We start from the raw sequence: 24,519 nt of genomic DNA, 5'->3' as shown, positions 1-24,519 counted from the left end.
ACGCTCGGACCATGCCTGCTCACCCCTCACCCTCCCGCGTCCGTCAGCTCCGCCTCGTCGTCGAGGCGGAGGACTACGACGAGGCGGTCCGCTTCTACCGCGACGTCCTCGGCATGCCGGAGGAAGCCGCGTTCTCCGGCGACGGCGACGGACGCGTGGCGATCCTCGACGCCGGCCGGGCCACGCTGGAGATCGCGAACCCCACCCACAAGCGCTCGATCGACGACCTCGAGGTGGGGCGCCAGGTGGCCCCCCGCCTGCGGGTCGCGTTCGAGGTGGACGACGCACGTGGCGTCACGGACGAGCTGGTCGCAGGCGGCGCGCACCTCGTCGCGCCACCCACGCGCACGCCCTGGGACTCGCTCAACGCGAGGTTCGACGCCCCGGCGGCACTGCACATCACCGTCTTCGAGGAGCTCTCCGGGCGGGAGGTCGACGGAGACCCTGCTTAGTCGGCACCGCCCCGGACGGCAGGTCCGGCGTCGTCCGAGGCGTCGTGCCACGCGCGCCGCACCTGCTCGAAGCGGGTCGGCAGCGGCGGGCGCACTCCCCCGTACCGGGCGTTCGTGCGGTGCACGAACCGTCGCCAGGACAGCACCAGCCCCTGCCGCGTGATGGGGAGGCCGCTCGCCACCGTGACGCCGTTGTCGTGCGTGTGGTGCACGGTGAGCAGCAGCGCCCGGGGCACGGACCCCTCCAGCTCGGTGCAGAGCTCCTCGCGCACGTCCATCCAGCGGGAGAGCACCAGCACCGTCCCGGGGTCCAGCACGTGCTCGCGCGGGGTGCGGTGCTTGCCGTGCAGCACGAGCACCCTCCCCTCCCCCGCCCTCGCCGCGACCTCTCCCAGGTCCACCGCGTCGACCGTGCAACGCAGCAGGTCCGAGTAGCGCGCGCCGGTCGCGCGCGTCAGCGCGACGATGACCGCGAGACGGACCGTCTCCGGCTTCGCGGTGATCGACATCGCCTCCGTGGACAGCAGGCGCCAGACCCACTCCGCCTCGTCGTGCGTGACCGGAGGCCGCGGATATCGGCTGGGTGGTGAGGACGCCTGCTCGTCTGCCATGGAGGAATCGTAGCGCTTGGCACACTATTACTGATCGAGGCTGCTCGTCGGCGCGGCGCCGCTCGGCTAGGGTCGGCCACGATGGAACCTGTCCCGCTCCCCACGACGATCGCCGCACCGGTCACCACCGAGCTCGTCGTGAAGAAGTCCCGGTTCATCACGCACCTGTCCCCCGTCGGCACCGTCGCCGGCGCCGAGGCGGTGGTCGCCCGCGTCCGCAAGGAGCACTGGGACGCCCGCCACCACTGCGTCGCCCTCGTGGTCGGCACCCACGCGGACCAGCAGCGCTCCTCCGACGACGGCGAGCCCTCCGGCACAGCGGGCGTGCCGATGCTGGAGGTGCTCCGCCAGCGCGGAATGACCGACGTCGTGGCGGTCGTCACCCGGTACTTCGGTGGGGTCCTGCTCGGAGCCGGCGGGCTCGTGCGCGCCTACTCGGGCGCGGTGTCCGCAGCCGTCGACGCCGCGCGGACCGTCCACCGGGCGGTCGTGACCGAGGTGCGCCTCACCGCGGAGCACACGGACGCCGGCCGGGTGGCGCACCTGCTGCACGAGTGGTGCGCCACGCACGGCGCCCTCCTCGAGGACACCCGGTACACCGACGTGGTGGCCTTCGACCTCGTCGTCCCGCCCGCTGCGCTCGACGCGCTGGACGCCGTGCTGGCCGAGCTCAGCGGTGGCCACCTCGTGGCAGAGCGTGGCCACGAGCGGATCGTGGACCTCCCCTGACGCCTGCCGTCAGGGGCGCAGGCCCTCGGGGCCGACGACGGCGCCGTCCGGGACGCTGCTCGGCGACCCCGCATCCTCGAGCAGACCCGCCCCGTCGACGCGGACCTGAGCGCCGAAGGTCCAGTCCCCGCGCACCGTGAGCGACGTCGCCTCCACCAGGGAGGGCGGGCCGGCGGCGAACCGCCGGTCGAAGTCGGCGATGAGCTTGTAGGCCGCGCTGTCGAGGTCCACGAGCGGCGCGTCGACGCGCGCCTGCAGGCGGTAGTCCTCGTCGAGGTCGTACACGTCAGAACGCAGCACCAGCAGGTCGGCCGTCGTCTTGACGGGCAGGAAGCGGGAGCGACCGACCTCGATGGCGAGCGCGCCGTCGAACACCTCGACCGCCGCACCCATCGCCGACTCGATCTGGATGACCTCGGGCGAGGAGGCGTCCGTCGGGTCCACGGTCTTGACGTTGCGGATGAGCGGCAGCTCGAGCACACCGCCCGTGCGGTCCAGCTCGGCGGCGAGAGCCTCGAGGTCGAACCACAGGTTGTTCGTGTTGAAGTAGCGGTGGCGGGAGATGTCGGCGGCGGCGTCGGCGTCCTCCGGGAGGGTCTGGGCGGTCTCGCGCAGCACGGTCCGGCCGTCGCTGCGGCGCACCACGAGGTGTCCGCCCTTGCGGTCCGCCGGGGTCCGCCGTGCGACCTCGGCCGCGAACGGCGCGCCGCTCGCCGCGAACCAGCCCGCGATCGCGGCGTCGGGCGCCGCTCCGAGGTTGTCGGAGTTCGAGATGCTCGCGTACCGGAACCCGGCGGCGAGGAGGTCCCGCAGGACGCCTGACGCCGCGAGCGCGGTGTAGAGGTCTCCGTGGCCGGGCGGGCACCACTCGAGGGACGGGTCCGCCGGCCACTCGACCGGCGTGAGGTCGTCGGCGCGCAGCTTGGGCTCGCGGTTCTGCAGGAAGTCGAGCGGGAGGTCGTCCACGGACAGGTCGCCGTACGCGGACAGCGCCGCGAGCGTGTCGTCGCGCGTGCGGAAGCTGTTCATGAAGAGCAGCGGGAGGCTGGCCCCGGTGCTGGCGCGCGCCGTGCGGACCTGGCCGACGATGACGTCGAGAAACGTCAACGGTTCCTGACCCTCGACGGCGGGGGGACGCACCGAGAGCAGCGACTTCGCCCGGTCCATGCCCATCGACGTGCCGAGTCCGCCGTTGAGCTTGATGATCGCCGTGCGTCCGAGCGCCGCCCGTGCCGTCTCGTCGTCGATCTCGAGCTCGTCGCGGTGGACGACGTCCACCAGGGGTTCGACGTCGGACTCCGGGACGACCCCGGTCTCACCGGACTCGACGAGCCCGTAGAAGCGGCTGAAGGCGTCGATGGCGAGGGGGTGGACGCCCGCGTCGGCCATCTTGCGCCGGGCGAGGTCGAGACCGTCGGTGCTCACGTGGCTGCTCATGGACCCGATGCTAGGGGCCCCGCGGGGCCCACGCCTCGGTGGGCGGAGTGAGGCGCGGGTCACACCTGTCAGGAGAAGCGGTCGGGGTCGCCCGCCCCGGTGCGCACGACCTCCGGCGCTCCGGACGAGAAGTCGACGACCGTCGTCGGCTCCGTCCCCCGGTCCCCCGCGTCCACGACCGCGTCGATCTGGTGGTCGAGGGCCTCCTTGATGCTCCACCCGTCCGTCAGCGGGTCCTCGGCCCCGGGCAGGAGCAGCGTGCTCGACAGCAGCGGCTCACCGAGCTCGCGCAGGATCGCCTGGGCCACCGCGTCGCGCGGGATCCGGACGCCGACCGTCTTCTTCTTCGGGTGCGCGAGGCGCCGCGGGACCTCGCTCGTCGCCGGGAGGATGAACGTGTAGGCGCCCGGGGTGGCGGCCTTGATGGAGCGGAACGCCGCGTTGTCGAGGCGCACCAGCTGCCCGAGCTGCGCGAAGTCGGCGCACACGAGCGTGAAGTGGTGCTTGTCGTCGAGCTGGCGGATGCGGCGGATGCGCTCGGTCGCCTCGTGGCTGCCCATGCGGGACCCGAGCGCGTAGCACGAGTCCGTCGGGTAGGCCACGAGGGCGTCCTCGGTCAGCATCGCCACGACCTGCCCGATCGCTCGGGGCTGCGGGTTGTCCGGGTGCACGTCGAAGTACCTCGCCATGCCCAGATCCTACGGTGAGACCGTGCGACCGGCCGGGTAGATGTCCGTGAACGACGGGGTGAACGGCCGTACGCGCAGCACCATGCCGGCTTCCTCGGGGGTACGGCCGCCCTTGTCGGCGTTGCACGGCTCGCACGCGGCGACGGCGTTGAGCCACGTGGTGCGGCCGCCCTGACAGCGGGGCACGACGTGGTCCATCGTGGTGGCGTACGCGCCGCAGTAGGCGCACCGGTGCCGGTCGCGACGCAGCAGCGCGGCACGGGAGTACGGGACGGCGCCCGTGCGCTCGTAGACCCAGCGCGCGTGCACGTACCGCACGAGCTCGACCGATCGCGGACGCTGGTACGGACCGAACGTCTCCCCCTCGACGGCCTCGTGGACCGCCGCGACCTTACGGTGCAGCATGCGGATGGCGTGGCGCAGCGACACCCGGCCGAGCACCTGACCACCACCGAGGTTGTAGATGATGACGTCGGTCACGAGTCCGCACCTCCCGCTCGGGTGCGCGCCGTCTGCGCCCGGAACACGAAGAGCCGCCCCCGGGGTCGACCTGGAGCGGCTCGTGCGGGGTCCGGCGCGGTGCGCCGGTCGCGTATCACGTCTGCCTCCCGGGTTCTCCGACGAGGTCGACGGCACGGGCCGAGCCGGCGCGGGGACGGGTGCTGGCTGACGTCGTCGTGCGGGGCATCCTGTCTCCTTGCGCTGCTCGAGGACCGGACCGCGTGCCCGGCTGTCGCTACGGTAGCCCGCGGATCGCCGGTGCGGAAGGGCATTTCCCAGGTCGCCTGAGGGACCGGCGGTCAGGCGAACGGATCGAGGGGCCACGCGTGCTTGGGGTACCGCCCCCGCAGCTCGGCGCGCACCTGCGGGTAGCCCGTGGCCCAGAACGACTCGAGGTCGGCGGTGACCGCGGCCGGGCGGCGCGCCGGGGACAGCAGGTGAACGAGCAGCGGGACGCGACCGCCGGCGAGCCGTGGGGTCGTGCGCCACCCGAAGGCGTCCTGGACCTTCATTGCCGCGACCGGCTGGTCGCCCGTGTAGTCCACCCGCACCCGCGTGCCGCCGGGCAGGGTGACCCGCTCGGGGGCGAGCACGTCCAGCCTGGCCGCCTCGGGCCAGGGCAGCAGGCGGCGCAGCGCGCTCGTGAGGTCGAGCCGGCCCAGCGCGGCGGCGGTCCGGACCCGGGCGAGGTCGGGGCCGAGCCAGCCGTCCAGACCCGTCAGCAGCGCGTCGTCGGACACGTCCGGCCAGGGCGCACCGATCGCGCCGTGCAGGAACGCCAGGCGTGCGCGCAGGGCGAGGGCCGTGTCCCGCCAGGGCAGCGTCGACAGCCCGTCGCGGTCGAGCGCCTCGCGCAGCGCCGCGACCACCCGCGCGGGCGAGGGATCGGTGATGCGCTCGGCGACGATCTCGATCGCGCCCAGACGGGTGCTGCGGCGTGCGACGAGACAGCCGCCCTGCCACGTGACCTCCTCGTCCTGGCCGAGCCAGTGCCCGGCGGCGTCCAGGGCGAGGTCCTCGTCGAGCGGCGCGGCCGAGCGCACCTGCGCGTCGCGGCGGCCCGCACCGCGGTCGGCCTCGGCCACCGCGAGCCACTCGTAGCCGGCGAGCGGCGAGCCCGGCGGCAGGCTCGCGCCCGTGCCGGAGACCATGAGGTAGGTGGACCCGCCGGGGCGGCGGCGCGCGACCCGGTCGGGGTGGGCGAGCGCCACGACCAGGCCCGTCGCGAGGTCCTCCCCCAGCCCCGCACCCGGCCCCTGGTCGACGGCGGACGACACCGTCGCCTGCAGGCGGCGGGCCTGCGCGCGCCAGGTCGTGTGCTGCGGCCCGCCGCGCCGCACGTCCCGCAGCGCGGCGACGAGGTCCGCCCCGGGCGAGCGCACGTCGTCGGACAGCAGCGCGACCACCTCGGCCGCCCGGCGCGGCCCGACGACGTCGCTCGCGTCGAGCAGGGCGCGGGCCAGTCGCGGGTCGGTCGGGATCGCCGCGATCTGCCGACCGCGGGGCGTGACCCGGCCGTCCGGGTCGAGCGCACCGAGCCCGCCCAGCGTCGTGCGGGCGGCCTGCAGCGCGGGGGCCGGCGGCGGGTCGAGCAGCGCCAGACCCGCACCGTCCGGGCTGCCCCAGCAGGCGAGCTCGAGCGCGAACGCCGTCAGGTCGGCCGTGCGGATCTCCGGCTCCGGGTGCGCGCGCAGCCGGGCGTGGTCGCCCGGGGACCAGCACCGGTAGACCGCACCCGGCCCCTCACGTCCTGCCCGCCCCGCCCGCTGCGTGGCCGACGACCGGCTCACCCCCACCGTCACGAGACCCGCCAGGCCACGACGATGGTCGGTCCGCGGCTCGCGCGAGAGCCCGGCGTCGACCACGACCCGCACCCCCGGGACCGTCAGGGACGACTCGGCGACCGCCGTCGAGACCACGACCCGGCGCCGCGGCCCGGGGGCGAGGGCGAGGTCCTGCTCGCGCCCCGGAAGCCGACCGTGCAGAGGACGCACGTCCACCCCCGCGATCCCGGACAGCCGCGCCGCCACGGCACCCACCTCGCCCGCGCCCGGCACGAACACCAGGACGTCGCCCTCCCGCTCGTAGAGCGCCCGCCGGGTCGTCGCGGCGACGTGGTCGAGGAACGCGCGCGTGACGCCCCGCTCGTCGAGGCGCCCGGTGCGCGGCGGGTGCGGGCACCACACCTCCTCGACGTCGAACAGCGCGCCCTGCGCCGCGACCACGGGCGCGGGGCTCAACCCGCCGAGGAGCTCCGCGGTGCGGCCCGCCTCCACGGTCGCGGACATCGCCACCAGGGCGAGGTCGGGGCGCAGGTTCGCCCGCACGTCGACCGCCAGCGCGAGCGCGAGGTCGGCGTCCAGGTGCCGTTCGTGGACCTCGTCGAGGACGACGACGTCGGTGCCCACCAGCTCCGGGTCGCGCTGCAGACGCCGCAGCAGCACCCCCGTGGTGACGATCTCGACCCGGGTCGCACGGCTCGTCGCCGACTCCCCGCGCACCGTGAACCCCACCGTGCGCCCCACCTCCTCGCCGAGCAGCCCGGCCAGCCGGCGCGCCGCAGCCCGCGCCGCGATCCGCCGCGGCTGGGTGACCACCACACGACCCGTCGACCCGCGGGCCGCGAGCGCCGGCGGGACGAGGGTGGTCTTGCCGGTGCCGGGCGGGGCCTGCAGGACGACGGTGCCGTGCGTGGCGAGCGCGGTGGTGAGGTCGGTGAGGACGTGGCGGACCGGGAGGTCGGGCGGGTGGGCGAGGAGGCGGTCGATCGGGTCGAGGTCCACCCGTGCATTGTCCCTGCTGGTGGCGGGCCGGAGCGCGCAGGCCCGGTTCGGTGCCCGCTATGCCGCCCGTCAGGAGCGGCTGCGCTCGATCCTCGGTGGCGCGCCGACCACGCCGTCCGACGACGCGCCCGCCGGGTAGCGGGTCCGTGCGGACCGAGACGGCACGGGCTGACGCTCACCACCCCGGGTACGGGGTCCGTTCGCGCGGTCCGGTGTGCGGCGGGCGCAGCGGGAACGCGGCCGGCTCGAGCCGCAGTGCCCGGGGCCGCAGGACGCGCACCGCCGACCATTCGCCGCCACGCAGCGCCGGCGGCGTCGTCTCCACCACGACCGCGTGCGCGGCGGGGTCCACGGCTCTCTCCGGGTGGTGCTCGGCGTCCATGCCGGCCCCGCTCGGAGCGTCGTGCGCGCCGAGGCGCGCGGCCACGCGCTCCTGGACTCGCGGATCGAGGCCCAGCTGCAGGTGGACCATCGGGTCGAGCGCGGCGGGCCGGACCACCAGCGGCTCGGTACCTGGCGCCCCGGCGACCTCGAGCACGGGTGCCGCGTCGAGGTAGTCGCGTGCCGGGCGGTGGTCCAGCAATCCCGGCACCGCGCCGACACCGTCCGCCGCCGCCCGCCGGACCAGGCTGTCGGGCCGGTCGAGGTCGCGGGCCGAGACGAGCTGCACGAGCGCGTCGAGCGCCGCGGTGCGTGCTGCGTCGTCGAGCGGACCTGCCGCATGGCCGATCCCGAGGACCCGGTGCTCGTGGTCGCGGACCACGGCGAGGACCACGGGCCACGTGAACCGGCTCGGCACCCGCCGCAGGTCCAGCCTGACACCGGCTCCCGCCCAGTCCGCGGCCAGGCCGTCGGGGACCACGAGCCGTCGGGGCGCGGGGGCCTGCGCGGACCGCCACCAGCGCGCGACGGCGTCGTGCGACACGACGTGCGCGAGCCCCCGCCGGACGGCCTCGTCCCGGGTGCGGCCCGCCGCCATGCCCGCGAGGTTGTGGAACGCCGAGACGTCCTGGTCGGCGACCGGCGGCGGGTCCGCGTGCGTGTGCACGAACCGCAGCGGCACCCACACCGGCGCGCCGTCCGTGACCCGGTGGCCCTGCACCCAGGCGAGGGGACGGTCCGGCTCGAGGGGGCTCAGCGGCGAGCCGGGATGGGCGAGCACCGCGGGGTCGGTGACGGCCAGGTCCTGCGGGTCGAGATGGTCCGCCCCGCTCGCCGCGAGCTCGGCGGGCGACGCGTGCCGCACCGTGCTCGCCCCCGTCCACGGACCCGCCAGGTGCGCGACCGCTGAGGCGAGCGCCGCCTCGCGGGCGGCGCCAGGCAGGGCGTCACGACCGCTCGGGTCGGCATGGCTGAACGCGGCGGCCGGTGCCAGCCGGTCGGCCTGCCACGCGGGCCAGCCGAGCTCGGTGCGCGGCAGGAGGGCGTGCACGTGCCGGAACACGGGCGGCAACCCTGGCTCCGGTCGCCGGACCACGACCGCACGCGCCGCACCCGTGACGGGGTCGCACTCGGGCCACGGGCGTAGCCGGTGCCGGGTGAGCTCGCCCCCGGTGCACCGCAGCAGCGTGTCCGGGGGCAGCCCACCGAGCGCGTCGCGCACGCGGTCGAGGTCCGGGTCGTGGGCGACCGGAAGGTCGAGCCCGACGCCGGGCGTCCCCCAGGCGTCGGCCGTGGCCTCGTCCGGGGCGTGCGTGCGCACCACGCGTCGCGCGTCCTGCACGGACTCGTCCGTGCAGCCGAACCACGCCCCGCCGAACCACCACACGCGCCCGGGCGGGCCGAGCGCCGCGCCCGGCCCCGCGCCGTCGGGCCACGTGACGAGCGGGCCGAGCCGGGCCTCGATCGCCGCACGCACCTGCGCCCGGCCGGCAGGGTCCGCGAGCGCCGTGGCCGGGACTCGGGCGTGCAGGCGCCGGGCGCCGGCGGTGACGAGGAGTCCGCCGGCGAGGGGCGCGACGTGGGCGTGGGTGCTCACGCGTGCGGGAGCGGGAAGTGGTTCAGCTCGTCCTCCGCGAGCGCGGTGGTGCGCCAGCCGAGCTCGACGGCGAGGTCCTGCACGCGCCCCTTGCCGAGGAAGGGGAAGGCAGCGGGCGCGTTGCCGACGGTGCCGGGGACGATGACGCGCACGACACGCAGTCCGGTGGCGGCGACGTCGGCGGAGGTGATGTCGACGACGACGACCTCGAGGCCGAGGGCGTGGGTGGCGGCGAGGTAGTGCTCGAGGCTGCGGGCGGGCAGGGCGGGCACGTCGGCGAGGGTGCGGCGCACGGGGGTGTCGACGAGGGGTCGTACCCGGTCGAGGGCGCGGGGATCGAGGTGCACCTGCTGCTGGACCATGAGGTCGTCGCAGTCGTGCATGTCGGGGCGGAAGTCGTCGAGGTAGCGGCGGTCGGCGCGCCAGGGCTTGAAGGAGCGGCCGTTGAGCGCTCCGCGGTGCATGGCACCCCAGTGCCGCCCGTCCTGCGCGAGGAGGTCGCGTGAGCCTTCCTGGAGGGTCAGGGCCTCGGTCCAGGACTTGAAGGCGGCCGAGCGCAGGTCGGCGCGGGCGGAGAACCCGATGTTGAGCAGGTGGTCGTCGTCGTTCCACAGCACCCCGGCGGCGACGGGGACGCCGAACTCGTTGTCGAGGGCGATGAGGCCGGGGCGTTGGGCGTGGGTGCGGCGGACGTCGGACCACACGGCGTCGAGCTCAGGGCCGGGGTCGACGGCGTCGAGCGGGTGGCCGTTGAGCCACCAGACCATGGTGGCGTGGCGTTCGATGACCTCTTCGAGGGCGCTCATCACGGCGTACTCGAGGGTGGGTCCGGCGGCGATGCCGGCGAAGGGGCAGAAGTTGGTCACGGGGGCGGCGGAGTACCCGGCGGTGAACCAGTTGACGTAGACGAGGGAGGCGGGCACCCACACGGGTTCGTCGTGCGTGAGCGAGCGGCCCGGTACCCAGTGGACGGGCAGGTCGGGGGTCAGGCGTTCGAACGGGAAGCCGGGCGCGGCGTGCTGGGCGTCGGAGTAGAGCACGAGGTCGGCGGGGTCCAGCACGCGCCCGACGGGGCGGCGCCGCAGGGCGGTGTAGGACGCGTGCTCGACGGGCAGGGTGTCGAGCATGTTGCCGCAGTAGCGCTCGACGGCCTCGCCGAGCGCGGCCGCCCGCGCCTGGGCGGGGTCGTCGAACGCGCTGCCCTGGCACGAGGTGCTGTTGGCCCACCGGGAGACGCGCCGCATGGTGCAGACGTCGGCCTGCACGGTCGCGAGGCTCGTGGGGACCGACGGGTGGTGCCGGATCGAGCGCACGCGCGTGACGATGCCGGTCAGCGGGTCGGCCAGGGCGGCCGGGTCGCGGTCACGGTGGGTGCGGTGCGGGCCGGGCAGGGGCAGCACCGGGTGGTGCGCGACCGGGCCGTGGCCGAGGTCGACGACGGTGTCGCCGCCGCGCAGGCGTGCGTCGCTCGTCAGGTGCTCGACGGCGGACGCGACGGTCTCCCCCAGCGCTGCGGGGGGCGCGCCGCAGTCGCCGGTGAGGCTCGCGGTGAGCAGCGCCCGCTCGACCTCGTCGTCGGGTGCCGCGGCGATCCGCCGCGCCAGGTAGTCCTCGTAGCTCACGCCCACCCCGGGCGTCACCCACGGGCCGAGGTGCACCCGGGAGCGCTCGAGCACGACCGGCACCCACGGCACACGGGCGTCGGCGCAGGCGCGGTCGGCCGCGACGAACGTCGTCGCGGCGTGCCCGCGCTGGGCGACGAGGAGCACCGCCCGCCGGGCGAAGGCCCGGTGCACCGCCTCGTGCAGCGGCCCCGTCACCACCTCCACCTGCTCGTCGGCGCCCACCGCCCCCACGAGCGCGGCGACGACCTCGGGGTCGCCGTGCAGGACCCACGTCTCGCCGTCGGGCAGCCTCATCGGGTCGAGGTCGCCGCCCCGGTCCGCAGCTTCACCGTGAGTGCCGTCGGCGTCGCCGGGGCCTCCGGCGCTGTCGGGCGTGTCGCCCGTGCCGGCGACGAGCTCGGCCAGGGCCCGCGCGGCGTCGGGCCACCCGTCGGGGAGCGCGGCGGAGGCGAGGTGCGGGTCGGCGACGGCATCGAGCAGGCGCAGCGCGTCGCCCGCCGTGACGCCGAGGCGGAAGCTGCGCCCGTCCGGGGTCGTCAGGAGCGTGCGGCCGCCAGGCAGCGCGCGCAGCTCGACGGCCGTGCGGACGGTGGTGGGGCTGGTCGACGGCATACGACGGGTCCTTTGGCTGCGGCGGGTGGGGCTCGGGCGGTCGGGTGGGAGGAGGATGGGTGGGTCGGGCTCGTCGCCGCTAGCGTCGGCGGCGAGCCCGGCCCCCGTCACGCCGGGAGGCACCGATCAGGTGATCAGGCGTTCCAGGCGAAGACGGTCGTGGTGTGGCCGTGGTTGTGCGAGTTGGGCGCGAGGATGGCGTCCTCCTCGACCTGCGCGACGACCTCCTTGATGTCGATCTGCATGTGTGTCACCCCCTCTCCTGCTCGGACGTGCCCGCGGGACCGACCGGTCCCGCGGACTCCTCGCTGACCAGCCGCTGGTACTGCGGCGACGTGGCCAGCAGGTCTTCGTGCGTGCCGTCCGCGACGACGCGACCGCCGTCGAGCAGGACGACGCGGTCGGCGGCACGGATCGTGGAGACCCGGTGCGCGACGACGACGGTCGTGCGGCCGGGGCGGGTGCGGCGCAGCGTCGCGTTGAGCTCTGCCTCGGCGAGCGCGTCGAGGTGCGCGACGGGTTCGTCCAGGACGAGCACCGCCGGGTCGAGCAGCAGGCCGCGCGCGATCGCCAGGCGCTGGAGCTGGCCCCCGGACAGGGTGCCGCCGCCCTCGCCCAACGGGGTGTCGAGGCCGTCGGCGAGCGTGTCGAGGAGGCCCCCGAGGGCCGCCTCGCGCAGCGCGGCCACCATGGCCTCCTCGGTGGCGTCCGGCCGGGCGAGGAGCAGGTTCTCGCGCAGCGTCGCCCGCATGGCGTACGACGTCTGCGGCACCAGCACGATGCGGTCCCGGACCCGGTCCGCGGCGACCGTGCGCAGGTCGCGGCCCCCGACCCGCACCGTCCCCGCGTGCGCGTCGGCGAACCGCACGAGCAGGTGCGCGAGCGTGGACTTGCCCGCCCCGCTCGCGCCGACGAGCGCGACCGTCTGGCCCTGCGGTACCCGCAGGTCGACGCCGTGCAGCACCTCACGGCCCGGGTACCCGGCCCGCACCCCCGACAGCTCGAGGTCGCCCGTGCCGTCGAACGGCTCGTCGGTCGCGGCGTCGTCGTCCACCGGGGACGGCGCGCGGCTCACGTCGTCGACGCGCCGGGCGGCGGCCGCCATCTCGCCGAGGCGCTGCCACATCGCGTACACCCCCGTGACCGGGGCGAACGTGTGGAACACGAGCACGACCGCCACGGGCACCACGACGGGGTCCAGGACGCCGTCACGCACCCGGGCGCCGAGGAGCGCGAGCATGCCCAGGTTCACCGCGGCCATCACGGCGTCCGCGAGCGCCGACTCGGCCCCGGCGCGCAGCGCGAACGTCAGCTTGGCGCGCTGGAGGTCCGCGGTGCGTGCGAGGACGAGGTCGGTGCGGCGGCCGGCGGCGTCGAGGGTCAGCAGGTCGCGCAGACCCTGGGCGCCTTCGAGCGTGTCGGCCTTGAGGGCGGACAGCTCGGCGCGCACCCGTTCGCCCTGCCGGGCCTGCAGCGGCCCGAGGAACCACAGCGGCACGAGCAGGGCGAGGAGCCCGGCGGCGGGCAGCAGCCCGACGGGTCCGGTGAGGGTGACGGCGGCCGAGACCATCACCAGGGGGCTCAGCAGGGCGGCGACGGACGCGCCGGCGGTGTGCGCGTAGAACCACTCGAGCTGCTCGACGTCGTTGATCGCCGCCCCCGCGACCTCGCCGGTGCGACGGCCGGCGAGGCCGCCGGGCGCGATGCGCCCGATGGCGGCGTGCATCGCCAGGCGCATGGTCGACAGCACGCGGTAGGCCAGCACGTGCGACCACCAGGACTCGAGCCAGGTGAGCAGGCCCAGGAGGAGGACGGTCAGGGCCACGAGCGTCAGCCAGAGCGTGACGCCGTCGAGGTGGTCGGCGGCGATGCGGGCGGTGACCCAGGCCGTGAGGGCTGAGACGGTGGCGGCGCAGACCTGCATCGCGACGACGAGCGTCACGGACGCCACGAACAGCGCGCGGTGGGAGGCGAGCAGGTGCCGCAGGCGCAGGATGTCGCCGACGAGCTCGCGCGACGTCGTCGCGGTCGTGCCTGCCGCTGCGGTGGTGGTCATGACGTGGCCTCCGCCCCGGCGGGCACCGGGATCGACGTGGTGGCTTCCTGGTGGCGGACCATCGTGGCGTAGCGCCCGTCGGCGGCGAGCAGCGACGTGTGGTCGCCGGTCTCGGCGACGCGGCCGTCGGCGAGCACGACGAGGGTAGGCACGTGCCGCACGGCCGCGAGGCGGTGCGCGACGACGATGCGCGTCTGGGCGGGGCGGGCGGCGGCGAGCGCGTCGAGCAGGGTGCGCTCCCCGCGCACGTCCAGCGCGGACGTCGCCTCGTCGAGCACGAGGACCGGTGTGCCGCGCAGGAGGATGCGGGCGACGGCGACGCGTTGGCGCTGCCCCCCGGACAGCAGGGAGCCGCGTTCGCCGATCGCCCGGTCGAGCGCCGCCCGCGGGTCGCCGTCGCCGAGCTGGTCCAGCCCGGTGACGGCCACGACCTCGACGAGGTCGTCCTCGCCGGCGTCCGGGGCGCCGTCGAGCAGGTTGGCGCGCAGCGTGCCGTGGAAGAGCACGGGCGTCTGCGGGACGAGCCCCACCGCGGCGACGCACGCGGCGGGCTCGAGCTCCGTCGTCGGGACTCCCCCGACGCGCACCTCGCCCGCGTCGGGCAGCGCGAAGCGTGCCAGGAGGGCCGCGACCGTGGACTTGCCGGACCCGCTCGGGCCCACCAGCGCGACCGTGGCCCCGGCGGGCACCTGCAGGTCGACGCCCGCGAGCGCCGGTCGCGGCGACCCGGGGTAGGTGTAGTGCACGTCGTCGAGGTCGACGGCGAGGCCCGGCGCGGCGGGAGGTGTGCGGGGGCGCACCGGGAGCGGCACGGCGGGCTGGGCGAGCACGTCGAGGACCTGCTGGCCCGCGAAGACGCCGAGGTAGCCGGCGTGCCAGAACCCGGACAGCTCGCGGAAGGGTCGGAAGAGCTCGAACGTCAGGAGGCTGACGACGAACACGTCGGTGGGCTCGAGCGCCCCGGAGCGGATCCGCGCGACGCTCACCACCACGGCGACCAGCGGCCCGAGCACGAGCGCGAACGCGGAGATGCCGGACTCGACGAGGGAGACCTTCAGCTGGGTCATGGTGCGGGTGAGCAGGCTCTGGGAGGCGTCGGCGAGGGCGGCCTGGCGGCGCTCGACCGCGCCGAGCGCCTTGAGGGTGGTCATGGCCTGCAGGGAGTCGACGAACTCGGCGTGCAGCCCGGAGTAGGCGGCCCAGTGCGACGAGCCGCGCTCGGCGAGGATCCGGTCCCACAGCCGCGGCAGGAGCGGGACGGCCACGGCGCAGGCGCCCACGGCGGCCGCGACGACCGGGTCGACGACCGCGAGGATCGCGACGACCACGACGGTGTTGACGGCGACGATGCCCACCTGCGGCACGTACCGGCTGTAGTACGGGTCGAGGTTCTCGACGCCGTCGACGAGGAGCGACTGGACGTGGCCGCTGCGCTCGCGGGTCAGGGGCACGGGTCCGCGGGCGGCGAGGCGGTCGAGCACCCTGCGCCGCAGGTCGGACTTGACCCGGGTCATGGCGAGCACGGTGAGGCGTTCGCGCCCGAGCACGACGGCGGGGCGCACGACCAGCAGGACGAGCAGGACCGCGAGCCACTGCCCGATCGGGCCGACGGGGTCCGAGAAGAGCGCGACGAAGATGCGGGACGTCGCGTACGCCTGGCCGAGCAGCAGGAACGACACGAGCAGGCCGAGGAGGAACGGGCCGACCATCGCCCGGCGCAGCGGGCCGAGCAGCCGGAGCAGGCGCAGGTGGACCGAACCGGGCTTCATGGGGTTACCGCAGACGGGGTGCTTTCGGGCATGGCGGGAACAGTACTGAGAATGAGTATCATGTGCAACCATGACCACCGCAGCAACGACGGACACCCGTCCGCGCCGCCTCCTCGGCCGCGACCGCCCCACCCTCGTCCTCGGCGTCCTCACCGTCGCGCTGGTCACGACCGTCGTGCTGAGCGTCGGCGTCGGGTCGGTGAGCGTCGACCCGGCGCGCGTGCTCGCCGTCGTCGGCGCGCACACCGGACTGCACGTGCCCGACGAGACGTGGTGGACCGCCTCGGAGGACAACATCGTGTGGCTGCTGCGGGTCCCGCGCGTGCTGGCGGGAGTCGCCGTCGGGGCGGCGCTGTCCGTCGCGGGCGCCGTCATCCAGGCCCTCGTGCGCAACCCGCTCGCCGACCCCTACCTGCTCGGCATCTCCTCGGGCGCCTCCGCGGGCGCCGCGGCCCACATCCTCTTCGGCCTCAGCGCCGTCACGGGGGCCACCGCGCTCGCCGGCAGCGCGTTCGTCGGCGCGGTCGTCGCCATCGTGCTCGTCTTCGCCGTCGCCCGGATCGGCGGACGGCTCGTGCCCTCCCGGCTCGTGTTCGCCGGCATCGCGGTCGGCCTGGCGCTCGGTGCGCTGACGAACCTCATGGTGTTCTTCGCCAACTCCCGCGACGGGGTGCGGGCCGTGCTGTTCTGGACGCTCGGCTCGCTCGGCCAGAGCCGCTGGGACGTGCTCGCCCTGCTGTGGGTCGTGACCGCCGTGTCCCTCGTCGCGTTCTGGGCCTGGTCGCGCCGCCTCGACGCCATGGCGCTCGGGGACGACACCGCCCGCTCGCTCGGCACCCACCCCACCCGCTTCCGCGCCGGCGCCGCGGTGCTCGTCGCGCTCCTCGTCGCGACCGCCGTGTCCGTCTCCGGCGCGATCGGCTTCGTCGGGCTCGTGATCCCGCACCTCGCGCGACGCCTCGTCGGCGGCAGCCACCGCGCGCTGCTGCCGACCGCCGCGCTGCTCGGCGGTGTCGTCCTCGTCTGGGCCGACACCCTCGCCCGCACCGTCGTCGCCCCCGCCGAGCTCCCGCTGGGTGTGCTGACCGCCCTGCTCGGCACCCCCCTGCTCATCGTCCTCGTGCACCGCATGTCGACGCACTGACCGCACGACCGCATCCCGAACCAGCAGCACCCCACCCGAGAGGAACACCATGACCATCCCCTCCCCCCGCGCCCGCACCGTGCGCAGCCCCCGCACCGCCCTGGCCGCGACGCTCGCCGCCGCGACCCTGACCCTCGGCGCGTGCGCGACCACGAGCCAGGCCGAACCGCCCGCGGCCGACGGCACGAGCACGACGGACGCCGCTGACGGCACCGACGGCGGCACCTCCACCACCTACCCGCTGACCCTCACGGACTGCGGCCAGGACGTGACCTTCGACGCCGCCCCCGGCGACGTCATGACGGTGGGCAGCGACGCGATCGCGCTGCTCGACGCCGCCGGCGCCAGCACCCACATCGCGGCCCGCTCGGGCGAGTTCGGGGCCGACCTGCCCGCCGGCCTGACCTCACCGCCCGACGACGCGCCCGTCATCGACCCGTCCGACCCCACGACCGAGCAGATCATCGGCGCGGGCGTCGACGTCGTCGTCGGGTACGGGTTCTTCAACGCCGACCCGGCCGCGCTCGCCGACGCGGGCATCACCACGCTCACCGTCACGGGCGAGTGCGGGCACGACATCGGCGCCACGGTCGAGCCCGTGACGTTCGACGTGGTGCTCGACGACATCGACCGGTTCGGTCGCCTGTTCGACACCTCGGCCGTCGCGCAGGAGACGGTCGCGGAGCTGCGCGGACGTGTCGACGCCGTCGAGGCGCAGGCCCCGGCCGAGACCCGCTCGGCCGCCACCGTGTACTACTTCTCGACGAGCTCGCCGATCAGCACCTACGGCGGCGCGGGCATCATCCAGTCGGTCATGGACGGGGCCGGGCTCGAGAACGTCTACGGCGACGAGCCCCAGACCTACCTGGAGATCTCGCTCGAGTCGCTGCTCGACGCCGACCCGGAGGTCATCGTGCTCGCCTACGGCCTGCACGGCGACACGTACGAGGAGGCCGAGGCCCGCCTGCTCGCGGAGCCCGGAGCGAGCGACCTGCAGGCCGTGCGCGAGGACCGGATCATCGGGATCCCGGCGAACGAGTCCACCGCGTCCCCCGCGGCGGTCTCCGGTCTCGAACGCCTCCAGCAGGCCGTGGCCGAGCTCGACTGACGTGCTCACCGCCCAGGACCTGTGGGTCCGCTACGGCACGTCCGTCGCCCTGGCCGGGGTGGGTCTCGTGGCCCGCCCCGGCCGGGTGGTCGGCCTCATCGGACCCAACGGCAGCGGCAAGACGAGCCTGCTGCGCGCGTTCGTCCAGGCCGTCGACTCCACGGGCACGCTGCTCATCGACGGCGACGACGTGCGCCGCCTGCGCACCACCGAGCTCGCCCGCCGCACCGCCCTCGTCTCCCAGCAGGAGGAACCGGCCCTCGACCTCACCGTCGCCGAGCTCGTCCTGCTCGGCCGCAGCGTGCACCGCTCCGGCTGGGCGTCGTACACGGCCCACGACCGTCGCGGCGCCCACGAGGCGATGGCCCGCACCGGCGTCACGCACCTCGCCGACCGGGGCGTGAGCGGCCTGTCCGGCGGCGAGCGCCAACGGGTGCTCATCGCGCGGGCGCTCGCCCAGGACAGCCCCTACCTGCTGCTCGACGAGCCGACGAACCACCTCGACGTGCGCTACCAGCACGAGGTCCTGTCCCTCGTGCACGGCCTCGGCCTGACGACGGTGGTCGTGCTGCACGAGCTCAACCTCGCCGCGCGCTACTGCGACACCCTCGTGCTCCTCGACCACGGCGAGGTCGTCGCGACCGGCACCCCCGCCGAGGTGCTCACCCCCGCGGTGCTCGAGCCCGTCTACCGCGTCGCCGTCACGCCCCTCGAGATCGACGGCGTCCGACAGCTCGTCCTCGCGCTGCCCGACGCCGCGGCCCGGGCCGGCTAGCCCTCCGCGCCACCGGTCAGCGGTGCGCGCCAGCACACCGTGCGCTCGAGCGTCACGGCGTCGAGGGCGTGCAGCGGACCCGCGACGGACCGCCGGCGGTCGGCCGCGTCCGCCGGCAGCCACACCTCGGCGCCGGGGTCCAGCGCCAGCACGCGCAGGCTCAGGCGGTCGCCGCGCGCGCCGTCGAGCACGTCGAGGTCCACGTCCCACGGTGTGCCGTCCCAGAACCGGTCCGCCACGACCTCGTCGTCGACGAGGAGCTGGGCGACGTCCCCGGCCCACTCGACGCGCAGCGTCCGGCGCACCGCGGCGGCCGGCTCCCCCACGGCGTGCAGGCGGTGCACCGAGCCGTGCTCGTCGAGGACGTCCTGGCCGGGCGCGGACGCACGTCCCGCGTGCGAGCCGTAGGAGGCGGGCGGCGGCGTCCAGGTGCTCTCGAGGGTCGTACGCACCGTGCGCGAGCGGCCCGGGTCCGCGTCGGGTGCGAGGGCGAGCGGCTGCCAGCCGTGGTCGTAGCGCAGGACGCGGGGCCGGGTCGCGGCGCGCACCACGAGCCCACCGTCGTCGACCCACGTGGGGTCGTCGGCGAGGAGCAGCTCGCGGCCGCGCGGGCCGTCGAGCACCCACACGCGGCCCGCGTCCTGGGCCCCCACGACGACGACCCGCGCCGAGCGACCCTCGTGCTCGACGTGCACGACGCCGCCCGTGCGGCCCGGCACGCGGTGCACCCCGGGCGCGAGGTGCTCACCGTCACCGGGCACGACCGTGTCGCCGGACACGACGGCACCCGGCGGGAGGGCGAGGTCGGCGTCGAGGCCGTGCTCGGCCACGAGCACGAGCGTCCCGTCGGGCAGCGTCGTGAGCACCGAGGCGGTCGCCCACCGCAGCGTCGATGCGGCCTCGAGCGTCGCACCGTCATGCGGCCCGAGCGGCAGACCCACGGGCCAGCAGGCGAGCGTGCCGGGCGGGACGTCGAGGCCGTCGTGCCCGATCTCGACGCGCCCGTGGGCCAGCTCCACCGCCAGGCGCACGCCCCGCAGGGTCGGCAGCGGGACGTGCGGCTGGTGCCAGGCGACGAGCACGAAGGCGGACCGGCCGTCCGAGCGCACGGCCCACCGCAGGGTGGAGGTGTCCTCGACGCCGTGCGGGACGACGTCGGGCAGGTGCGATCCCATGCCGGCGAGCCGGTCACCGAACGCGGCGAGGACGGCGTGCTGGCGCCGCAGCGCCGCATGGCTCTCCGCGAGCGTGCCCGCCGCGCCGACGGCGGCGTGGAAGTCGTAGTCGAACACGGGCAGGTCGTTGGGGTAGCCGGTCGCGTGCGACTCCTGCACGGGACCGCCCGCGCGCGGGTTCAGCCCGCCGGCGTACATGTAGTACCCCTGCCACATCGATCCGCTGCCGAGCTTGGTGTGCGCGACGGCGGCGATGTCCGCCCCCGTGGGCACCAGGCGGCGGTGGTAGGTCGTGGCCATCCCGCCGCCGAGCTCGCAGGTCGCCGGCGGGAACGTCTCGTCGCGGTCCCTGACCTGCACCTCGCTCGCGGCCGTCCCCCGCACGTCGGCGCCCACACCCGGGTCGTCCCACACGTGGGAGAAGAGGTAGTGCGCGCGGAACGTCGCGTCCCACGGGGCCGACGCCTCGACCCAGAACCCGTCGCCGTACCCCGAGTACAGCGGGAGCACCTCGCCCGCGGGCAGGTCCGCCCCGCCCCAGGCCGTCGCGGTCCACAGCGGTGCGCTCAGCCCCGCCGCGCGCGCCATGGCCTTCAACGTGGCCAGGTGCGCGGGCTGGTCGGGCAGCTCGTTCTCAAGCTGGATGCCGATGACAGGGCTCTCGGGTCCGCACAGCGGACCGACCTGCGCGCCGAGCGCCTCGAACCAGCCGCGGAACAGGTCGAGGTAGGCGGGGTCGTCGGTGCGGTGGGCGACCGGCGCCCGCTGCACCCAGTCGGGGAAACCGCCGTTGCGGACCTCGCCGTGCACCCAGGGGCCCACACGCAGCACCACGTGCAGGCCGAGCTCGCCGCACAGCCGCACGAACGCCGCGACGTCGAGGTCACCGGCGAAGCTCGGCTCACCGCGCACCGGTTCGTGGTGGATCCACACGGCGTACGTGGACACGACGTCGACGCCCCCCGAGCGCAGGAGGGCCAGCCGCTCGCGCCACCGCGCACGCGGCACCCGCGAGTAGTGGATCTCCCCCGACACCGGGATCCACGGCGCACCGTCGCGCAGCAGGTGGCGGGAGGTGAGCCCGACCCGCGCGTGCCGGTCCACGTCGTTCGCCATGGCCGGCCGGTTCTCCGGGACCGACCAGCCTGCGCAGCGCGTGACGAGCACCTCCTGGTCCTGGTCAGCGGAGCGGTCCGGGGGCAGCACGGCAGGAGAGATCGGTGCGGTCATGGCCGTCACCGTATCCGGGCCGCCTGCGCGCACGAGCTCGTCGACGCACGGCTGGATGTCGATTGTGCGACCCGCCGCCTTACTGATATTGATTCTCTCTAGCAACTACTGCGACGGTCGCAGAGCATCACGCCGATCGCCCATCACGGCGACGACCTCACGACGAAGGACGGACTCGATGACCACCCACTCACCACCGCGGCGTGCCGCCGCGATCCTCACGGCGCTGACCGTGGCGGTCGGCGGCGCGCTGAGCGTGCCGACCGCCGCGTTCGCGGCCGAGGGCCCCGCTCCCGCACCCACCCAGATCCGGGTCGTCGGGGGCGTCCACACCGACGCGGTGTCCACGTTCCTCGACGACGGTCGGTTCTCCCTCGCGTCCAAGGCCGACGTGGCAGAGGGCAACGGCACACGCTTCGCCGCGGACGACGTCTGGTTCCACCTGGAGGACGACGCGCAGCGCGTGGTGACCGCCGGGTTCGAGTTCATCGCACCGGTCGGGTCGACGGTGTGGACGGCGCCGGAGTCGAACCCTGGTGCGGGTCGCCTGTGGCCGGGCTTCAACACCGAGTCCGTCGCGTCCGGCGCGATCGACGACAACCGCACCACCTTCACCCTGACAGACGTCGAGGGCCCTGGTGACCTCGAGGTCTTCACCGGCGGCGGGCTGAACGGCACTCAGCGGTTGTGGTCGTCGCGGGACGACGACATCCGGAGCTTCCAAGCCGGCCGCACTCACCTGCACGCCAACTGGGCCTTCACCGCTCCCGGCACCTACCGGCTCGGGGTGGAGGGCGCCGTGACGGTCGACGGCACCGAGCAGACCGCGCAGGCGACCTACACCTTCGTCGTCGGCGACCTTCCCGACGCGGTCGAGACGGCAACCACGCTCGCCACGTCGTCCACCGAGCTCGTGACCGGTGACCCGCTCACCCTGACCGCACAGGTGAGCCCGGCGGACGCACGAGGATTCGTGGAGTTCCGCAACGGCAGCACCGTGCTCGGGCACGACGCGCTCTCGGACGGGACGGCCGTCCTGACGACCACCGCACCGGCGGTCGGTCGGCACGACCTCACCGCCGTCTACGTGCCGTCCGTCGCGAACCTCGCCCGGCCCTCCACCTCGGACCCGACCACGGTCACCGTGAGCGACGGCTCGGGAGACGAGTTCGGCATCGCCGGCGTCGCGTCCTCCTACCAGGTCGGGGACGTCCTCGAAGCACGCGTCGTAGGACACACCCTCGCCGAGGGCCAGACCTACCGGTGGGCGTGGCGCCCCGTCGGCGTCGAGTCCTCCTACGCCCTGACCGGGACCGGCGGCCAGGAGGCAGCGGGCAGGCTGACGCTCCCTCTGGACAGGTCCCACGACGGCTACGAGGTCTCCGTGAGCATCCGGCAGGGATCCACCACCGTGACACGGTCGTCGTGGGTCACGCTGACCGTCGAGTCCGACGTCGCTCCCCTCACCGGCTCGTTCCCGGCCGACGACCTGTACCTGGGCGACGAGGTGCTGTTCACCCTCGACGACCCGCCGGCCGACGGCGACGAGGTCCGCCTCGCCTACCGCTTCAGCTCGGACCCGTGGACGTCGGCCGACCCCCTCACCACGCGCGTCGACGCCACCACGCTGCGGGTGCGGCCCGAGTTCGCGTTCAACGACTCGGTGACCTGGGTCGTCCAGACGGTGCGCGACGGCCGCGTCGTCGCGCAGAGCGACCCCGTCCGCAAGGCGGTACCGGCGCGCGAGGTCATGCTGCAGGGACTGCAGGGCGTGTACCGCACCGGGCAGACCCTGAACGTGACCGCCGACGTCTACCCCGAGCTCGCCGGCGCCACCTACTCCTGGGAGATGTTCACGTGGAACGGCGAGACCATGACCATGGACACGGTGGAGCTGAAGGAGGGCTCTGACCCGTCCGACCTGACCGTGGAGCTCCCGCTCGAGGCCCACCACGACGGATGGACCCTCGGGTTCGAGGTACGCCTGCCCGACGACAGCCCGCTCGTCGGCGGCCCCGCCGGCTGGTACTACCAGAACCTGACCGTCTTCGACGCCGACCCCGACACACAGCTGTTCTTCTTCGAGTCGCTCGGCGGGCACTACCACCAGGGCGGCGACATCGGCCTCAAGGTCGTCGCCGACCCGGGCCTCGCCGACGGCGACTCGGTGGCCTGGGAGTGGAGGTGGCCCGGCACCGACGAGTGGACCGCGGTCCCGGACGCCTCCGGGCTCAGCCACGCCCTCGTGGCGGAGCAGGCGCTCGACGGCGTCGAGGTCCGAGCCACCCTGTCCTTCGCCGGCGGCGGCGAGAACCTGGTCGCCAAGCCCGTGACGATCCTCGTGGACGACCACGGCGCTGCCCCGCTGCAGGTGGTGTCGATCACCGGGCCCGAGGTGCAGGACGGGGCGCTGACCGCGACCGCGGGCGAGCCGATCGAGGTCACCGCAGAGGTCTCGCCCGAGACCGTCCTGGACTCGTTCCAGTGGTTCGTCCAGCTCCCGGGGGCCGACGAGCCAGCGCCGGTCCAGGGCGCGACGTCGGCGACGTACGAGCTCGCGGCGGCACCGGCACTCGACGGCGCGGCTCTCAGCGTCGCCGTCGTGCGACCGGACGGCTCGATCGCCTACGGCCCGTCCTCGCCGGTCGTCATGACCGTCAAGGACTCGGACCCGACGGACCCCGGCCCGGACCCGGACCCGGACCCGGACCCGGACCCAGGAACCGACCCCAATCCCGACCCAGGAACCGACCCGGACCAGGGCGGCGACCCGGACCCGGAGCCCGGTGAGGACGAGGAGCCCGTGCCGGGCGCGCCAAGCGATGCTCCGCGCGACCGGACCGCGACCGACCTCGACGGCACGCCCGAGGGCGGAATCGAGCTCGGGTCCACGACGGTCACGCCCGGGGACTTCCTCGTGGTCGACCTCGGCCGGGAGCACGCCCACGGGTGGGCGGCCGCCTGGCTGTTCTCCACGCCGACGCTGCTGAACGAGGACTGGACGCCGGCGAACGGCGCGGGGGCGATCACCGTGCGCATCCCGGCCGACACACCGCTCGGTACGCACCGGCTCGCGGTCTACGCCGCGGACGAGTCGTTGATCGGCTGGGCGGACGTCACCGTCGCGCAGACCGACGCTCCCCCGGCGGACGACGCCGGGTCGGGCGACGAAGAGTCGGGCGACGCGGGATCAGGCACCGCGGGATCAGGCACCGCGGGGTCGGGCGCCGAGATGGTGGGCGGCCTCGCCAGCACGGGCGGTGCGCAGCTCGCGGCGCTCGGGCTCGCGCTGCTGCTCACCGTGGCAGGGGTCGCGCTCGTGGTGGTGCGCCGCCGGCGGCGCGGCACGGCGTAGCGTGCTCGGTGCGGGCGGGGGCGTCGCGACGCCCCCGCCCGTCGTCGCGGGGCGCACCCACGGCGAGGCAGCGATGACTTTCGGTGCCTGGCAGGGTCTGAGGTGTGCCCGCAGCCTGCGGCCACCCGAAGACTAGGAGACCCGCATGACCTACGACCCCACTCCCCTCGACCACACGTTCACCGCGCCCATCGGCGTGGACGTCAAGGGCGAGACCTGGCACTGCGTCGAGATGCCCGGGTCGGCGGAGTTCTTCGGCACCGGGCGCGCGGTGCGGGTCGACGGCAGCGTCGACGGCATCGAGCTGTCGAACGTCGGCCTCATGGTGACGGGCACCGGTGGGCACATGCTCTCGCTCAACGCGAAGATCCGGGCGCGACTCGGCAAGGACCTCGGGGACGAGGTCACCGTGCACCTCCGGCGCCGCCTGAGCTGAGCGCGGGTACGGTAGCGCCGACCTGCTTCGCCACGGGGCGACCACCTCGGGCAG

17 protein-coding genes are annotated in these 24,519 nt (G+C 75.0%); 7 read left to right on the top strand and 10 right to left on the bottom strand.

The window, feature by feature from the left end:
• The first annotated feature begins 11 nt into the window (after nucleotides 1-11).
• Nucleotides 12-452 carry a VOC family protein gene (locus tag OHL10_RS05670; protein ID WP_265521207.1) on the top strand — a complete coding sequence of 147 codons (441 nt, stop codon included), beginning with the start codon at nucleotides 12-14 and terminating at the stop codon, nucleotides 450-452.
• On the opposite strand, the gene OHL10_RS05665 is transcribed toward OHL10_RS05670, so the two are convergent.
• Nucleotides 449-1,063: a site-specific integrase gene (locus OHL10_RS05665; RefSeq protein WP_265521206.1), complete on the bottom strand. Its 615-nt coding sequence runs from the start codon at nucleotides 1,061-1,063 to the stop codon at nucleotides 449-451. The two genes, OHL10_RS05670 and OHL10_RS05665, sit on opposite strands and share 4 nt — an antisense overlap.
• Before the next feature lie 81 nt (nucleotides 1,064-1,144).
• On the opposite strand from OHL10_RS05665, the gene OHL10_RS05660 reads away from it, so the two are divergent.
• A complete protein-coding gene (locus tag OHL10_RS05660) occupies nucleotides 1,145-1,792 on the top strand; it encodes a YigZ family protein (RefSeq protein WP_265521205.1) in 648 nt (215 codons plus the stop codon).
• A 9-nt stretch (nucleotides 1,793-1,801) separates the two neighbouring features.
• Here OHL10_RS05660 and OHL10_RS05655 read toward each other — a convergent pair whose 3' ends face one another.
• The 8 genes from OHL10_RS05655 to OHL10_RS05620 all read right to left on the bottom strand — a co-directional run bounded on the left by OHL10_RS05655 (nucleotide 1,802) and on the right by OHL10_RS05620 (nucleotide 15,242).
• Nucleotides 1,802-3,229, bottom strand: a complete 1,428-nt coding sequence (locus OHL10_RS05655; RefSeq protein WP_265521204.1) for a UTP--glucose-1-phosphate uridylyltransferase — start codon at nucleotides 3,227-3,229, stop codon at nucleotides 1,802-1,804.
• Between the two features lie 68 nt (nucleotides 3,230-3,297).
• A complete protein-coding gene (locus OHL10_RS05650) occupies nucleotides 3,298-3,918 on the bottom strand; it encodes an L-threonylcarbamoyladenylate synthase (RefSeq protein ID WP_265521203.1) in 621 nt (206 codons plus the stop codon).
• A 9-nt stretch (nucleotides 3,919-3,927) separates the two neighbouring features.
• Nucleotides 3,928-4,398, bottom strand: a complete 471-nt coding sequence (locus tag OHL10_RS05645) for an HNH endonuclease (RefSeq protein ID WP_265521202.1) — start codon at nucleotides 4,396-4,398, stop codon at nucleotides 3,928-3,930.
• A gap of 320 nt (nucleotides 4,399-4,718) precedes the next feature.
• Entirely contained in the window at nucleotides 4,719-7,202 is a 2,484-nt protein-coding gene (gene hrpB / locus OHL10_RS05640) for an ATP-dependent helicase HrpB (RefSeq protein ID WP_265521201.1), read from the bottom strand.
• 175 nt (nucleotides 7,203-7,377) lie between these two features.
• Complete coding sequence (locus OHL10_RS05635) at nucleotides 7,378-9,180, bottom strand: YcaO-like family protein (RefSeq protein ID WP_265521200.1); 1,803 nt, start codon at nucleotides 9,178-9,180, stop codon at nucleotides 7,378-7,380.
• Complete coding sequence (locus OHL10_RS05630) at nucleotides 9,177-11,417, bottom strand: YcaO-like family protein (RefSeq protein ID WP_265521199.1); 2,241 nt, start codon at nucleotides 11,415-11,417, stop codon at nucleotides 9,177-9,179. Before OHL10_RS05630 ends, OHL10_RS05635 begins: the two co-directional genes overlap by 4 nt.
• Before the next feature lie 250 nt (nucleotides 11,418-11,667).
• The gene (locus OHL10_RS05625) at nucleotides 11,668-13,473 is read right to left on the bottom strand and encodes an ABC transporter ATP-binding protein (RefSeq protein WP_265521198.1); all 1,806 of its coding nucleotides are present in this window, start codon (nucleotides 13,471-13,473) and stop codon (nucleotides 11,668-11,670) included.
• Nucleotides 13,470-15,242: an ABC transporter ATP-binding protein/permease gene (locus tag OHL10_RS05620; RefSeq protein WP_265521197.1), complete on the bottom strand. Its 1,773-nt coding sequence runs from the start codon at nucleotides 15,240-15,242 to the stop codon at nucleotides 13,470-13,472. Before OHL10_RS05620 ends, OHL10_RS05625 begins: the two co-directional genes overlap by 4 nt.
• A gap of 70 nt (nucleotides 15,243-15,312) precedes the next feature.
• Between OHL10_RS05620 and OHL10_RS05615 the strand changes: the two genes are divergently transcribed.
• The 3 genes from OHL10_RS05615 to OHL10_RS05605 are packed head-to-tail and all read left to right on the top strand — an operon-like array spanning nucleotide 15,313 to nucleotide 18,269.
• Nucleotides 15,313-16,386, top strand: coding sequence for a FecCD family ABC transporter permease (locus OHL10_RS05615; RefSeq protein WP_265521196.1), 1,074 nt, complete (start codon nucleotides 15,313-15,315; stop codon nucleotides 16,384-16,386).
• A gap of 49 nt (nucleotides 16,387-16,435) precedes the next feature.
• Nucleotides 16,436-17,494 (top strand): ABC transporter substrate-binding protein, encoded by a 1,059-nt coding sequence (locus OHL10_RS05610; RefSeq protein ID WP_265521195.1) that lies wholly within the window; start codon nucleotides 16,436-16,438, stop codon nucleotides 17,492-17,494.
• A 1-nt stretch (nucleotide 17,495) separates the two neighbouring features.
• Nucleotides 17,496-18,269, top strand: a complete 774-nt coding sequence (locus OHL10_RS05605; protein WP_265521194.1) for an ABC transporter ATP-binding protein — start codon at nucleotides 17,496-17,498, stop codon at nucleotides 18,267-18,269.
• Here the strand turns inward: OHL10_RS05605 and OHL10_RS05600 are convergent.
• Complete coding sequence (locus OHL10_RS05600; RefSeq protein ID WP_265521193.1) at nucleotides 18,266-20,674, bottom strand: beta-galactosidase; 2,409 nt, start codon at nucleotides 20,672-20,674, stop codon at nucleotides 18,266-18,268. The genes OHL10_RS05605 and OHL10_RS05600 overlap by 4 nt on opposite strands.
• A gap of 178 nt (nucleotides 20,675-20,852) precedes the next feature.
• Here OHL10_RS05600 and OHL10_RS05595 point away from each other — a divergent pair, with 178 nt between their 5' ends.
• Together OHL10_RS05595 and OHL10_RS05590 are read left to right on the top strand one after the other, a co-directional pair.
• Nucleotides 20,853-24,029, top strand: a complete 3,177-nt coding sequence (locus OHL10_RS05595; protein ID WP_265521192.1) for a choice-of-anchor M domain-containing protein — start codon at nucleotides 20,853-20,855, stop codon at nucleotides 24,027-24,029.
• A 145-nt stretch (nucleotides 24,030-24,174) separates the two neighbouring features.
• The gene (locus OHL10_RS05590) at nucleotides 24,175-24,465 is read left to right on the top strand and encodes a DUF1905 domain-containing protein (RefSeq protein WP_265521191.1); all 291 of its coding nucleotides are present in this window, start codon (nucleotides 24,175-24,177) and stop codon (nucleotides 24,463-24,465) included.
• The last annotated feature ends 54 nt before the right edge of the window (nucleotides 24,466-24,519 follow it).

Origin of the sequence: Oerskovia flava, assembly GCF_026163685.1 — a bacterium.
Lineage (GTDB): Bacteria > Actinomycetota > Actinomycetes > Actinomycetales > Cellulomonadaceae > Oerskovia_A > Oerskovia_A flava.
The sequence above is the reverse complement of the archived record's forward strand: the minus strand, read 5'-3'. Positions and strand labels throughout refer to the sequence as shown.

Coding starts and splice junctions, on each gene's coding strand:
- OHL10_RS05630 (WP_265521199.1), bottom strand. CDS start 11,417: ATGCCGTCGACCAGCCCCACCACCGTCCGCACGGCCGTCGAGCTGCGC.
- OHL10_RS05655 (WP_265521204.1), bottom strand. CDS start 3,229: ATGAGCAGCCACGTGAGCACCGACGGTCTCGACCTCGCCCGGCGCAAG.
- OHL10_RS05625 (WP_265521198.1), bottom strand. CDS start 13,473: ATGACCACCACCGCAGCGGCAGGCACGACCGCGACGACGTCGCGCGAG.
- OHL10_RS05665 (WP_265521206.1), bottom strand. CDS start 1,063: ATGGCAGACGAGCAGGCGTCCTCACCACCCAGCCGATATCCGCGGCCT.
- OHL10_RS05660 (WP_265521205.1), top strand. CDS start 1,145: ATGGAACCTGTCCCGCTCCCCACGACGATCGCCGCACCGGTCACCACC.
- OHL10_RS05615 (WP_265521196.1), top strand. CDS start 15,313: ATGACCACCGCAGCAACGACGGACACCCGTCCGCGCCGCCTCCTCGGC.
- OHL10_RS05650 (WP_265521203.1), bottom strand. CDS start 3,918: ATGGCGAGGTACTTCGACGTGCACCCGGACAACCCGCAGCCCCGAGCG.
- OHL10_RS05610 (WP_265521195.1), top strand. CDS start 16,436: ATGACCATCCCCTCCCCCCGCGCCCGCACCGTGCGCAGCCCCCGCACC.
- OHL10_RS05600 (WP_265521193.1), bottom strand. CDS start 20,674: ATGACCGCACCGATCTCTCCTGCCGTGCTGCCCCCGGACCGCTCCGCT.
- OHL10_RS05590 (WP_265521191.1), top strand. CDS start 24,175: ATGACCTACGACCCCACTCCCCTCGACCACACGTTCACCGCGCCCATC.
- OHL10_RS05595 (WP_265521192.1), top strand. CDS start 20,853: ATGACCACCCACTCACCACCGCGGCGTGCCGCCGCGATCCTCACGGCG.
- OHL10_RS05670 (WP_265521207.1), top strand. CDS start 12: ATGCCTGCTCACCCCTCACCCTCCCGCGTCCGTCAGCTCCGCCTCGTC.
- OHL10_RS05620 (WP_265521197.1), bottom strand. CDS start 15,242: ATGAAGCCCGGTTCGGTCCACCTGCGCCTGCTCCGGCTGCTCGGCCCG.